The organism is Klebsiella sp. HMSC16A12 (assembly GCF_001808265.1).
GTDB classification, from domain to species: domain Bacteria; phylum Pseudomonadota; class Gammaproteobacteria; order Enterobacterales; family Enterobacteriaceae; genus Klebsiella; species Klebsiella pneumoniae.
In genome coordinates this window covers 177282-189114 of the sequence record NZ_KV792547.1, presented here as the reverse complement: position 1 = coordinate 189114, position 11833 = coordinate 177282, and the positions used below count along the sequence as shown (strand labels likewise).

The window sequence follows — 11833 nt, the reverse complement described above, 5'->3', positions numbered from 1 at the left end:
GCTAGCGATCCCGGGACTGGAATCACAGGCGGTAGTGACTTGACGCTTACGTCTAAAAACTAGTATTAAGACTATCACTTATTTAAGTGATATTGGTTGTCTGGAGATTCAGGGGGCCAGTCTATCCAGTATGCTATAAGCTCGAGTTAAGTTTTCTAAATCCTAACTTACTTGAATCATTGGCATTTTAGCGTTCAGAACCGAAGCTCAAGAAAACGGACGTGTTATCTGGCTTATGTCGTCTACTGGAGAAATGAGATTTTCATATAAACATAGAAAATATAACTCGTTATGGTGGGAAGGCTTCGGGCGGCGTTAGTTTGCGAGGAAAGCGGCAAGGGTAAATTTGCGCTAAGGCGATTGGTGTGTTCTAAAACATCTTAGTCCGGAGGCCCATCTTTCAGGGCCTCGTAGCGGAAAACTTAGTGCCTCGCTCTCAGGTTCTCCACTACATCCGTTAAATTCAGCCCCTGATCCTGCAGCAGCACCAGCAGGTGGTACATCAGGTCCGACGCCTCATTCTTCAGCTCGAAGCGGTCGTTCACGGTGGCGGCCAGCGCGGTCTCCACGCCTTCTTCCCCCACTTTCTGCGCAATACGCTTGGTGCCGCTGGCATACAGCTTCGCCGTGTAGGAGCTCTCCGGGTCGGCGTGTTTACGCTCGGCCAGCAGCTGCTCCAGCTGATAGAGGAACAGCCACTGGTGGCCGGTTTCGCCGAAGCAGCTTGTGGTGCCTTTGTGGCAGGTCGGTCCGATCGGGTTTACCAGCACCAGCAGCGTATCGTTGTCACAGTCCGGCGTGATGCTCACTACATTGAGGACATGGCCCGAGGTTTCACCCTTGGTCCACAGCCGCTGCTTGGTGCGCGAGTAAAAGGTGACCTTGCCGGTGGCTTCGGTTTTCTCCAGCGCCTCCTTGTTCATGTAGCCGTGCATCAGCACTTCGCCGGATACGGCGTGCTGCACGATGGCCGGCATCATGCCGTCCGTTTTTTCCCAGTCCAGCTGTTCAGTCAACATACCCTTATCTCCACGCCCTGTGCCGCCAGGTACGCTTTCAGTTCGCCAATATTAATAATCTGTTTGTGGAATACCGAAGCCGCCAGCGCGCCGTCAACGTCGGCGTCGCGGAAGGCTTCGAGGAAGTGTTCCATAGTGCCCGCGCCGCCGGAGGCGATCAGCGGGACGTGGCACACCGCGCGAACCTTCGCCAGCTGCTGCAGGTCGTAACCGTTGCGCACCCCGTCCTGGTTCATCATGTTAAGGACGATCTCGCCTGCGCCGCGCTTCTGCACTTCCTCCACCCAGTCGAGGGTTTCCCACTGCGTCACCCGGGTGCGGCTCTCGTCGCCGGTATACTGGTTGACGTGATACTTGCCGGTCTCTGCATCAAACCAGGTATCAATCCCCACCACGATACACTGCACGCCAAAGCGGTCGGCAAGGCGGGTGATCAGCGTCGGGTCGGCGAGAGCAGGGGAGTTAATCGAGATCTTATCGGCGCCGAAGGAGAGGATCTGCGCCGCGTCTTCCAGCGACTTGATCCCGCCCGCCACGCAGAAAGGAATATCAATCACTTCCGCTACCCGCGACACCCAGCTCTTGTCGACCACCCGACCGTCGCTGGAGGCGGTGATATCATAGAACACCAGTTCGTCGGCCCCTTCGTCGGCATAGCGCTTGGCCAGCGGGACGATGTCGCCAATGATCTCGTGATTACGGAACTGCACGCCTTTCACTACCTGGCCGTCGCGGACGTCGAGGCAGGGGATTATCCGTTTTGCCAGCATTGAATGGCCTCCGTTACGTTGAATTTACCTTCCAGCAGCGCGCGGCCGACAATCACGCCGCGCACCCCGGTGCCGCGCAGCGCGGCAATATCATTGAGATCGCCGATGCCGCCGGATGACTGAAACGCCACCTGGGGGTAGCGGGCGCAGACTTCCTCGTACAGCGAGACGTTAGAGCCTGCCAGCGTGCCGTCGCGGGAGATATCGGTGCACAGCACGTGCTGCAGGCCGACCGGCAGATAACTTTCCACCAGCTCCTCCAGCGTCACGCCGGAGTTTTCCTGCCAGCCGCTGACCGCCACCTGCTTATTGCCGTCGGCGTCGATACGCACGTCGAGGGCGAGCACCAGCCGTTCTGGGCCAAAGCGTTTGAACCAGCCTTTCACTTCCTCCGGGGATTTCACCGCGGTGGAGCCGACCACCACGCGGGCGACGCCGGCCTCAAGCAGGGCCGCGACATCCGCTTCGGTCCGCACGCCGCCGCCGACCTGCACCGGGACGTCAACCCCGGCGACCAGCGATTTCAGCAGCGGGATCTGGCGCTTCGCCGGATCCTTCGCCCCGGTCAGGTCGACCAGGTGCAGGACTTTTGCCCCCTGAGCGGCATAGGCCTGCAGGCGCGGCAGCGGATCGCTGCCATAGTCGCGCTGCTGGCCGTAATCGCCCTGATGGAGACGAACGACGGTGCCGTCGATTAAATCTAAAGCAGGAATAATCATCACATCTCCAGGAAGTTTTTCAGCAGCTGCGCCCCGGCGCTCCCGGAGCGCTCCGGGTGGAACTGCACGCCAAAGAAGTTATCTTTCTGCACCGCGGCGGTGAACGCCTCGCCGTAATTGCACTGGGCGATGGTGTACGGGTTGACCGGCATGGCGTAGCTGTGCACGAAGTAGAAATACGCGCCTTCTTCAATGCCGCGGAACAGCCGATCGCCAGCTTTGGCATACACCCGGTTCCAGCCCATATGCGGCAGCGGCAGACCGTGGTCGGTCATCTTCGGCACCTCTTCTTCGATAATGCCCAGCAGATCGACGCCGTTGTTCTCCTCGCTGCGCTTGCCGAGCAGCTGCATGCCCAGGCAAATCCCCAGCACCGGCTGGGTACAGGCTTTGATCAGGTCGATCAGATCCCGGTCGCGCAGCTGATCCATCGCCGCCTGGGCGGTGCCGACGCCGGGAAGAAACAGTTTATCGGCACGCAATACCACTTCCGGATCGCGGCTGACCACCGGCTCATAGCCGTGGCGGCCAATCGCCGATTTCACCGAATTGAGGTTTGCGCAGCCGGTATCAAGGATCACCACATTCATTACAGCACCCCTTTGGAAGACGGCAGGGCATCGCCCTGGACGCGGATCGCCTGGCGCAGCGTACGGCCAAAGGCTTTGAACAGGCTCTCCACGCGGTGGTGATCGTTCTTACCCTTGGTTTTCAGGTGCAGGGTCACCGCCATGGTGTAGGAGAGCGAGCGGAAGAAGTGTTCCACCATCTCGGTGCTCAGATCGCCGACGCGCTGATAGGTGAAGTCCGCCTTATACTCCAGGTGCGGACGGCCGGAGATATCCAGCGCGCAGCGGGCGAGACACTCGTCCATCGGCAGCACGAAGCCGAAGCGGTTGATGCCGCGCTTGTCGCCAAGGGCCAGCTTCAGGGCTTCGCCGAGGGCCAGGCCGGTATCTTCCACCGTGTGGTGATCGTCGATGTACAGATCGCCGCCGACGTTAACCTCCATGCGGAAGCCGCCGTGGGTGGCGATTTGGTCGAGCATATGGTCAAAAAAGCCGACGCCGGTATGGATCTTGCTGCCGCCTTCGCGGTCCAGCCACACTTTCACATCCACCTGGGTCTCTTTGGTGACGCGCTCGACGTGGGCATAGCGGTCGCGGCGGGTCAGCTGCTCGCAGATGGTCGGCCAGTCCAGGGTCTCGCGGTCATAGCGCAGACCGGTAATTCCCATGTTATCCGCCAGCTCAAGGTCGGTGGCCCGGTCGCCAATCACATAGCTGTGGGCTTTATCCAGCACGCCCTCTTCCAGCCACGGCAGCACCAGCTGCGTTTTTGGCTTGCGGCAGGCGCAGTTGTCGCCCGGGAAGTGCGGACAAATCAGCACCTCTTCAAAGTTAACGCCCTGCGAGGCGAAGATCTGCATCATCAGATTGTGCGGGCCATCAAACGCTTCCTGCGGCAGACTGTCGGTTCCCAGGCCATCCTGATTGGTGATCATCACCAGCTTATAGCCTTCCTGCTGCAGCTTCAGCAGCGCCGGGATCACCTGCGGCTCAAACGCCAGCTTGTCGAACCGGTCCACCTGGAAATCCTCCGGCGGTTCGGAAATCAGTGTGCCGTCACGGTCAATAAAGAGATACTTCTGGGTCATACATTCTCCGCAGTCAAGGCGTCAATCACGCGCTGGCTCTCGGCACGGGTACCGATAGTGATACGCAAACAGCCGCTTAATGAAGGTTGTTTATTCTGGTCACGTAAGATAATGCCCTGATCCCACAAAGATTTAAACACTGCGCTGGAGGCGGTTATCCGCGCCAGCACATAGTTGGTCTCGGAATCGAAGACCTGCTCCACGCAGGCGATGCCGCGCAGCTGTTCCACCAGGTAGCGGCGCTCGTCAAGGATCTGCGCCACGCGCTGGCGCATCGCGGCGATCCCCTCCGGGCTCAGGGCCTGGGCGGCGATATCGGCCACCGGCGTGGAGAGCGGGTACGGGGCGATCACTTTCAGCAGCACGTTGATCACCTCGGCGTTGGCGAGGGTGAAGCCGCAGCGCAGGCCGGCGAGGGCGAAGGCTTTGGACAGCGTGCGCAGCACCACCAGGTGTGGATAGTCGCTGAGCCAGCCGGCGAGCGTCGCCTGCGGGCAGAATTCAATATAGGCTTCGTCGGCCACCACGATGGCTTTGTTGCGGGTCATCTCCAGCAGGTCGCGCATCGACTGCGGGTCGATAATCTGCCCGGTCGGGTTGTTCGGGCTGCAGACGAAGACCACCTTCACGCCGTCCAGCCGCGCCTCGATGCCCGGCAGGTCGAGCTGCCAGTCGGCCAGCGTCGGCACGGTGCGGCACTCGACGCCGATGGTTTCGGCGCTGACGCTGTACATGCCATAGGTCGGCGGGCAGTAGAGCACCGCGTCTTCGCCGGGCTCACAGAAGGCGCGGATCAGCAGCTCGATGCCTTCGTCGGCGCCGCGGCTGACCAGCACCTGCTCCGGTTTGACCTCGGCGTAGCGGGCGTAGCTCTCAATCACGGCCTTCGGCTGCGGCTCCGGATAGCGGTTCAGCGTCTGTTCGGTAAGCTGGAAGGCTACGGCGGTAGGGAATTCGTTGGCGTTGAGCCAGACGTCGCCTTTGCCGCCCAGCCGGCGAGCGGATTGATACGGGGTCAGCGCGCGGACGTTGGCGCGGGCTAAATCTTCAATGCTCATGCTTGCTCCTTCAGGGCGGCAACGCGCAGCGTTACGGCGTTTTTGTGGGCGTCAAGGCGCTCGGCGGCGGCCAGGATCTCAATCGTTGAGGCGAGGGCGGCAAAGCCGTCGCGCGACAGCTCCTGCACGGTCATCCGCTTCTGGAAGTCGGCCAGGCCGAGGCTTGAGCAGGTGGCGGTGTAACCATAGGTCGGCAGGACGTGGTTGGTGCCCGAGGCGTAGTCGCCCGCGGATTCCGGTGACCAGTCGCCAAGGAAAACGGAACCGGCGCTGGTGATGCTATCCACCAGCTCGCGGGCCTGACGGGTCTGAATGATCAGGTGCTCCGGGCCGTACAGGTTGGAAATAGCCACGCACTGCGCCAGATCGCGGGCCACGATGATCCGGCTGGCTGAGAGCGCCACGCGGGCGGTTTCCGCGCGCGGCAGGGCGGCCAGCTGGCGCTCCACGGCTTCGGCGACGCGGCTGCCCATGTCGGCGTCCGGGGTCAGGAGGATCACCTGCGAGTCCGGGCCGTGTTCCGCCTGCGACAGCAGGTCGGAAGCGACAAAGTCCGGGTTGGCGCCGCTGTCGGCGATCACCAGCACTTCCGACGGGCCGGCCGGCATGTCGATCGCCGCGCCGTCCAGACGCTGGCTGACCTGGCGTTTGGCTTCCGTGACGTAAGCGTTGCCCGGGCCAAAGATTTTATCTACCTTCGGCACCGACTCGGTACCGAGGGCGAGGGCGGCGATGGCCTGGGCGCCGCCGACGTTAAAGATGGTTTTTACGCCGCACAGCTGCGCGGCATAGAGGATCTCATCGGCAATCGGCGGCGGCGAGCAGAGCACCACCTGCTGACAGCCGGCGATGCGCGCCGGCGTCGCCAGCATCAGCACCGTGGAGAACAGCGGCGCCGAGCCACCCGGGATGTACAGCCCGACGGAGGCGATAGGGCGGGTGACCTGCTGGCAGCGCACCCCCGGCAGCGTTTCGACATCCACCGCCTGCAGCTGCTGCGCGTTGTGGAAGGTCTCGATGTTTTTCACCGCCACCGCCATCGCCTGCTTCAGCTCGTCGCTGAGGCGTTCACCGGCGGCGGCGATCTCGGCCTCGCTCACCTGCAGCGCGGCGACGGTGGTTTTATCAAACTTCGCGCTGTATTCGCGCAGCGCCGCGTCGCCGTTGGCTTTGACGTTATCGAGGATCTCCGTCACCGTTTTACTGATGCTGTCGGAGGCGGAAATTGCCGGGCGCGTTAAGAGTTGCTGTTGTTGGTCTGCGCTACAGCCGTTCCAGTCGATGATTGTGTTGAAGCTCATGATTGTATTCCCCTGTGTGTCCTGTGACCGGCTGGCCGATTACTCCATCATTTTCTCAATCGGCAGCACCAGAATGGAGCTGGCGCCCAGCGCCTTCAGTTTTTCCATGGTCTCCCAGAACAGGGTTTCGCTGCTGACCATGTGCATAGCCACGCGCTGCTTGTCGCCTGCCAGCGGCAGAATAGTCGGCCGCTCGGCGCCCGGCAGCAGGGCAACCACTTCTTCCAGGCGTTCGGTCGGGGCGTGCATCATGATGTATTTCGACTCGCGGGCCTGAATCACGCCCTGAATACGGGTCAGCAGGCGGTCAATCAACTGCTGTTTGGCGTCGGCCATTTCGCCGTCGCGCTGGATCAGACAGGCTTTGGAGCGGTAGATCACTTCCACTTCGCGCAGGCCGTTGGCTTCCAGGGTGGCGCCGGTGGAGACGAGGTCGCAGATAGCGTCGGCGAGGCCGGCGCGCGGCGCCACTTCCACGGAGCCGTTCAGCAGACAGGATTTAAAGGAGATACCTTTTTGATCGAGGTAGCGCTTCAGCAGGTGCGGGTAAGAGGTGGCGATACGTTTGCCGTCCAGCGCCGCCGGGCCGTTCCAGGCTTCATCCACCGGAGTCGCCAGCGACAGGCGGCAGCCGCCGAAGTCGAGACGGCGCAGGGTGAAGTAGCGCGGGTCTTCGCCCTGGGCGCGGCGGCTGAGCAGCTCTTCTTCCAGCACGTTTTCGCCGATAATGCCGAGGTCGACAACACCGTCCATCACCAGGCCCGGGATATCGTCATCACGCACGCGCAGAATATCGATTGGCATATTTTCCGCCAGCGCAATCAGACGCTGGGTGTGCAAATTGACTTTAATGCCGCAGCGGCTGAGTAATTCGCGTGAATCTTCGCTTAAACGGCCTGATTTCTGAATAGCTATGCGTAAACGGGTGTTGTCTAACATTGTTCTTTTCCTCTGAATACCTGTCTGAATCTGTCCGAATTTGGTCCAAAAAAAAGCCCCCGGAAGTGAATCTTCCGGGGGCTCTCTGCGCGTTCATGCACCACTGGAAGATCCAAACGTCTTCCAGCACACATCGCCTGAAAGACTAGTCAGGATGATGGTGATGATGGTGGTGTTTAAATTGAACGCGGTTCATAAAAATTCTCTGTGAATGACTATGCATTTGATGTCCTTTAACCTAAACCACTTCCGCCGCAGAAAGCAAGGGCTTTTTTCTATCATTAATTCATTTCATATTGAGCGAAGAAATTGTCAGTTGCCGCTGGCTGGCGTAGCCTGTAATCAGCACAGCGAAAGAGTCAGGAGCCTGGGATGAAAAAGGTCGCGATAGTCGGTTTGGGATGGCTGGGGATGCCGCTGGCGCTGTCGTTGACGGCGCGAGGCTGGCAGGTCACCGGCAGTAAAACTACGCAGGATGGCGTGGAGGCGGCGCGGATGTGCGGGATCGACAGCTATCCGCTGCGCCTGGAGCCGCAGCTGGTCTGTGATACCGAGGACCTCGACGCGCTGATGAACGTCGATGCGCTGGTGATCACCCTGCCGGCCCGGCGTACCGGGGCAGGGGAAGGGTTTTATCTACAGGCGGTGCAGGAGATCGTCGATACCGCGCTGGCGTACCATATTCCGCGGATCGTCTTCACCAGCTCCACCTCGGTGTATGGCAACGTCAACGGTACGGTGAAGGAGAATTCCCCGCGTCTGCCGCAAACCGCCAGCGGACAGGTGCTCAAGGAGCTGGAGGACTGGCTGCACAACCTGCCGGGGACATCGGTGGATATTCTGCGCCTGGCCGGGCTGGTAGGGCCTTCCCGCCATCCGGGACGTTTTTTTGCCGGCAAGTCGGCGCCGGATGGCCAGCACGTGGTCAATCTGGTGCATTTGCAGGATGTGGTGGCCGCTATCGAACTGCTGCTGCAGGCCCCGAAGGACGGGCACATCTATAATCTATGTGCGCCCCGCCACCCTGCGCGCGGCCTCTTTTATCCGCAGATGGCCCGCGAGCTCGGTCTGCCGCCGCCGGTGTTCAGCGACAGCCCGGACGGCGGCCAGGGCAAGATTGTGGATGGCAATCGTATCTGCAATGAGCTGGGGTTTGAGTACCAGTACCCCGATCCGCTGGTGATGCCGATGGAGTGATCCGCCAGCGGTGATTCGCATACCGTAAGGGGGTAGCGATGAAACCACTGCTGGATGTCCTCGTGATCCTGGATGCCCTGGAAAAAGAGGGGAGCTTTGCCGCGGCGTCGGCAAAGCTCTTTAAAACACCCTCGGCGCTGAGCTACACCATTCACCGCCTGGAAAGCGATCTCAATATTCAGCTGCTCGACCGCAGCGGCCATCGCGCGCGCTTTACCCCCAGCGGACAGATGCTGCTGGAGAAAGGGCGGGAGGTGCTGCATATCGCCCGCGAACTGGAGATCCGGGCGGTTAAGCTGCAGCAGGGGTGGGAGAATAGCCTTCGTCTGGCGGTGGACAGCACCTTTCCCGTGGCGCTGCTCTCGCCGCCAATCGCGGCATTTTATCAACAACAGCCGCTGACCCGGCTGCACTTTACGCTGAACCCCTCCCTGCTGGACTGGCGGCCGCTGACTGACGGGCAGGCCGATCTGCTGCTGGGGGCGCTCGGCGAACCGCCGCCGCTGAGCGGTTATGACTATCTCCCCCTCGGCGAGCTGGAGCTGCTGCTGGTCGTTGCCCCACAGCATCCGCTGGCGCGACACCGCGCACCGCTAAGCTGGCGAACCCTGCGCCGTTACCGGGCGGTGGCCACCGGCGAGGGCGGGGCGCTACTCAGCGATCAGGAGACCCTGACGGTGTGTGACGCCGCGGGGCAGCTGGCGCTGCTGCGCCTGGGGCTGGGCTGGGGGTGCCTGCCGCGCTATCAGGTGCAGGGTCTGCTGGACAGCGGCGAGCTGGTCTGCATGACCGTGCGCGGGCTATCTCCTCGTCAACGCGCATGGATTGCCTGGAATGACGCCACCTGCGGTTTGGCTGGCAAATGGTGGCGGGAAACGCTATTAGCAAATAGTGCTATTTTTACAATTTATCATACGGAAACCGTATAGATATTAGCACGTTAAAAATTATGCTTACGCAATGAACTTCATAACATCTTGTCAACGCCATTGAATTTGTTGCAAAATATGCGGCCTGAAAACCAGAGACTAGCCGACGCTTTTTTTTAAAGTGTCGGTTATTTTTTTGGTCGAAAGACACATCATTCAATACCAAGAGGCCGGGCTTCGTACCGGATAGATATTTACTAAAAACCGACAGTCGTTGTCGCTGAGGAATAGAAAGAAATGGGGCAATTTTTTGCTTACGCGCTGGCGTTCACCGTAAAAGGGGATAACTATGTCGCATAACGCTACTCCAAATACCTCTCGCGTGGAATTACGTAAAACGCTTACGTTAGTTCCGGTTGTAATGATGGGCCTGGCCTATATGCAGCCGATGACGCTGTTCGATACGTTTGGTATCGTCTCTGGTATGACCGACGGTCACGTGCCGACGGCCTACGCCTTTGCGTTAATCGCTATCCTGTTTACTGCCCTGAGCTATGGCAAGCTGGTACGTCGTTACCCTTCTGCCGGCTCGGCGTATACCTATGCGCAGAAATCCATCAGCCCGACCGTTGGCTTTATGGTGGGTTGGTCCTCGCTGCTCGACTACCTGTTCGCGCCGATGATCAACATTCTGCTGGCGAAAATCTATTTTGAAGCGCTGGTGCCTTCGATTCCGTCGTGGGTGTTTGTTATCGCGCTGGTCGCCTTTATGACCGCCTTTAACCTGCGCAGCATTAAATCCGTGGCCAACTTCAACACCGTGATCGTGGTGCTGCAGGTGGTGCTGATCGCCGTTATCCTCGGCATGGTGATTTATGGCGTGTTTGAAGGCGAGGGCGCCGGTACGCTGGCCAGCAGCCGTCCGTTCTGGTCCGGTGACGCGCACGTGATCCCGATGATTACCGGGGCGACGATCCTGTGCTTCTCGTTTACCGGTTTCGACGGCATCAGCAACCTGTCTGAAGAGACCAAAGATGCAGAGCGCGTCATTCCGCGCGCGATCTTCCTGACCGCGCTGATCGGCGGCCTGATCTTCATCTTTGCCACCTACTTCCTGCAGCTGTACTTCCCGGATATCTCGCGCTTTAAAGATCCGGATGCGTCACAGCCGGAAATTATGCTCTACGTGGCAGGTAAAGCCTTCCAGGTTGGCGCGCTGATCTTCTCCACCATCACCGTACTGGCGTCCGGTATGGCGGCGCACGCTGGCGTGGCGCGTCTGATGTACGTGATGGGCCGCGACGGCGTGTTCCCGAAAAGCTTCTTCGGCTACGTGCACCCGACCTGGCGCACTCCGGCGATGAACATCATCCTGGTCGGCGCGATTGCGCTGCTGGCGATTAACTTCGACCTGGTGATGGCGACGGCGCTGATTAACTTTGGTGCGCTGGTGGCGTTTACCTTCGTTAACCTGTCGGTGATTTCCCAGTTCTGGATCCGTGAGAAACGCAACAAGACGCTGAAAGATCACTTCCAGTATCTGTTCCTGCCGATGTGTGGCGCCCTGACCGTTGGCGCGCTGTGGGTCAACCTGGAAGAGAGCTCAATGATTCTGGGCCTGATCTGGGCCGGTATCGGTCTGGTCTACCTGGCCTGCGTGACCAAAAGCTTCCGCAACCCGGTGCCGCAGTACGAAGATGTGGCCTAAGGCATAGCGTAGTGTGAATGAGAAAAGCCGGAGGGAAACCTCCGGCTTTTTTTTCGCTTGGCTCGGTGCGATATCTTTTGCCCGGCGGCGCTGCGCTTGCGCGGGCCTACGGTGATGGTTAACCTTCTGAAATTTAATGGTTATGTAGGCCGGGTAAGCGAAGCGCCACCCGGCAGAAGAGCTTATCCTGCCTGCACCATAACTTTCAGCAGCGTATCCAGCAGGCCGGGAAAACGGGCGTCCAGATCTTCCCGGCGCAGCGAAATCATGTTCTCCCGTCCCTGAGGCCGTTGCCAGATCACACCGCTGTCGCGCAGGACGCGCCAGTGGTGGGTCATGGTGGACTTGGCCACCTCCTCCTGGCGCAGGGCGTTGCAGCTCAGCTCGCTGCCGTCGGCCAGCGTACGAATGATCTCCAGTCGCAGTGGGTTACCGAGCGCGGAAAGGACATTTTCCAGGCGAATTTGTTCTCGTTCGGGGTGATTGGCGATCATAATAATCCTGTGTCGGCGGTGGCGCGGCGCATGGCAGCCGCAGCCCATATCGGCGGCTGGCGGCTACTATACCCAAACTCCGGTTCAGATACCACGCGCGCC

At 60.0% G+C, this 11833-nt stretch carries 14 protein-coding genes and 1 other annotated feature; of the genes, 4 read left to right on the top strand and 10 right to left on the bottom strand.

Going from position 1 to position 11833, the window contains the following annotated elements:
- Positions 1-422: 422 nt before the first annotated feature.
- The 9 genes from hisIE to hisL all read right to left on the bottom strand — a co-directional run bounded on the left by hisIE (position 423) and on the right by hisL (position 7659).
- A complete protein-coding gene (gene hisIE / locus HMPREF3140_RS06230; protein ID WP_023159144.1) occupies positions 423-1019 on the bottom strand; it encodes a bifunctional phosphoribosyl-AMP cyclohydrolase/phosphoribosyl-ATP diphosphatase HisIE in 597 nt (198 codons plus the stop codon).
- Positions 1013-1789 carry an imidazole glycerol phosphate synthase subunit HisF gene (gene hisF / locus HMPREF3140_RS06225; protein ID WP_004180497.1) on the bottom strand — a complete coding sequence of 259 codons (777 nt, stop codon included), beginning with the start codon at positions 1787-1789 and terminating at the stop codon, positions 1013-1015. Before hisF ends, hisIE begins: the two co-directional genes overlap by 7 nt.
- A complete protein-coding gene (gene hisA, locus HMPREF3140_RS06220; RefSeq protein WP_019705192.1) occupies positions 1771-2508 on the bottom strand; it encodes a 1-(5-phosphoribosyl)-5-[(5-phosphoribosylamino)methylideneamino]imidazole-4-carboxamide isomerase in 738 nt (245 codons plus the stop codon). The genes hisF and hisA overlap by 19 nt, the downstream gene beginning before the upstream one ends.
- Positions 2508-3098, bottom strand: a complete 591-nt coding sequence (gene hisH, locus HMPREF3140_RS06215; RefSeq protein WP_008804113.1) for an imidazole glycerol phosphate synthase subunit HisH — start codon at positions 3096-3098, stop codon at positions 2508-2510. Before hisH ends, hisA begins: the two co-directional genes overlap by 1 nt.
- Positions 3098-4165 (bottom strand): bifunctional histidinol-phosphatase/imidazoleglycerol-phosphate dehydratase HisB, encoded by a 1068-nt coding sequence (gene hisB, locus HMPREF3140_RS06210; RefSeq protein ID WP_004184786.1) that lies wholly within the window; start codon positions 4163-4165, stop codon positions 3098-3100. Before hisB ends, hisH begins: the two co-directional genes overlap by 1 nt.
- Positions 4162-5223: a histidinol-phosphate transaminase gene (hisC, locus tag HMPREF3140_RS06205; protein ID WP_032411919.1), complete on the bottom strand. Its 1062-nt coding sequence runs from the start codon at positions 5221-5223 to the stop codon at positions 4162-4164. Before hisC ends, hisB begins: the two co-directional genes overlap by 4 nt.
- On the bottom strand, positions 5220-6524 hold the full coding sequence (hisD, locus tag HMPREF3140_RS06200; protein WP_023287820.1) for a histidinol dehydrogenase: 1305 nt from the start codon (positions 6522-6524) through the stop codon (positions 5220-5222). Before hisD ends, hisC begins: the two co-directional genes overlap by 4 nt.
- 39 nt (positions 6525-6563) lie before the next feature.
- Positions 6564-7463 carry an ATP phosphoribosyltransferase gene (hisG, locus tag HMPREF3140_RS06195; RefSeq protein ID WP_002912152.1) on the bottom strand — a complete coding sequence of 300 codons (900 nt, stop codon included), beginning with the start codon at positions 7461-7463 and terminating at the stop codon, positions 6564-6566.
- A gap of 47 nt (positions 7464-7510) precedes the next feature.
- Positions 7511-7633, bottom strand: a sequence feature (His leader region).
- Positions 7609-7659 carry a his operon leader peptide gene (hisL, locus tag HMPREF3140_RS28190; protein WP_004899375.1) on the bottom strand — a complete coding sequence of 17 codons (51 nt, stop codon included), beginning with the start codon at positions 7657-7659 and terminating at the stop codon, positions 7609-7611. (Overlaps the previous feature by 25 nt.)
- A 176-nt stretch (positions 7660-7835) precedes the next feature.
- Here hisL and HMPREF3140_RS06190 point away from each other — a divergent pair, with 176 nt between their 5' ends.
- The 4 genes from HMPREF3140_RS06190 (at position 7836) to plaP (ending at position 11237) form a co-directional block, all read left to right on the top strand.
- Entirely contained in the window at positions 7836-8660 is an 825-nt protein-coding gene (locus HMPREF3140_RS06190; RefSeq protein ID WP_070552883.1) for an SDR family oxidoreductase, read from the top strand.
- A 38-nt stretch (positions 8661-8698) separates the two neighbouring features.
- Positions 8699-9589 carry a LysR family transcriptional regulator gene (locus HMPREF3140_RS06185; RefSeq protein ID WP_004175276.1) on the top strand — a complete coding sequence of 297 codons (891 nt, stop codon included), beginning with the start codon at positions 8699-8701 and terminating at the stop codon, positions 9587-9589.
- 237 nt (positions 9590-9826) lie between these two features.
- Complete coding sequence (gene yoeI, locus HMPREF3140_RS29615; RefSeq protein WP_096335043.1) at positions 9827-9889, top strand: membrane protein YoeI; 63 nt, start codon at positions 9827-9829, stop codon at positions 9887-9889.
- A complete protein-coding gene (gene plaP / locus HMPREF3140_RS06180; protein ID WP_004148994.1) occupies positions 9879-11237 on the top strand; it encodes a putrescine/proton symporter PlaP in 1359 nt (452 codons plus the stop codon). Before yoeI ends, plaP begins: the two co-directional genes overlap by 11 nt.
- A gap of 182 nt (positions 11238-11419) precedes the next feature.
- On the opposite strand, the gene HMPREF3140_RS06175 is transcribed toward plaP, so the two are convergent.
- Complete coding sequence (locus tag HMPREF3140_RS06175; protein ID WP_002912109.1) at positions 11420-11731, bottom strand: ArsR/SmtB family transcription factor; 312 nt, start codon at positions 11729-11731, stop codon at positions 11420-11422.
- Positions 11732-11833 lie beyond the last annotated feature (102 nt).

Excerpts from the sequence above, each read along its gene's own strand:
- hisIE (WP_023159144.1), bottom strand. The coding sequence starts at position 1,019 with ATGTTGACTGAACAGCTGGACTGGGAAAAAACGGACGGCATGATGCCG.
- hisF (WP_004180497.1), bottom strand. The coding sequence starts at position 1,789 with ATGCTGGCAAAACGGATAATCCCCTGCCTCGACGTCCGCGACGGCCAG.
- hisA (WP_019705192.1), bottom strand. The coding sequence starts at position 2,508 with ATGATTATTCCTGCTTTAGATTTAATCGACGGCACCGTCGTTCGTCTC.
- hisH (WP_008804113.1), bottom strand. The coding sequence starts at position 3,098 with ATGAATGTGGTGATCCTTGATACCGGCTGCGCAAACCTCAATTCGGTG.
- hisB (WP_004184786.1), bottom strand. The coding sequence starts at position 4,165 with ATGACCCAGAAGTATCTCTTTATTGACCGTGACGGCACACTGATTTCC.
- hisC (WP_032411919.1), bottom strand. The coding sequence starts at position 5,223 with ATGAGCATTGAAGATTTAGCCCGCGCCAACGTCCGCGCGCTGACCCCG.
- hisD (WP_023287820.1), bottom strand. The coding sequence starts at position 6,524 with ATGAGCTTCAACACAATCATCGACTGGAACGGCTGTAGCGCAGACCAA.
- hisG (WP_002912152.1), bottom strand. The coding sequence starts at position 7,463 with ATGTTAGACAACACCCGTTTACGCATAGCTATTCAGAAATCAGGCCGT.
- HMPREF3140_RS06190 (WP_070552883.1), top strand. The coding sequence starts at position 7,836 with ATGAAAAAGGTCGCGATAGTCGGTTTGGGATGGCTGGGGATGCCGCTG.
- HMPREF3140_RS06185 (WP_004175276.1), top strand. The coding sequence starts at position 8,699 with ATGAAACCACTGCTGGATGTCCTCGTGATCCTGGATGCCCTGGAAAAA.
- plaP (WP_004148994.1), top strand. The coding sequence starts at position 9,879 with ATGTCGCATAACGCTACTCCAAATACCTCTCGCGTGGAATTACGTAAA.
- HMPREF3140_RS06175 (WP_002912109.1), bottom strand. The coding sequence starts at position 11,731 with ATGATCGCCAATCACCCCGAACGAGAACAAATTCGCCTGGAAAATGTC.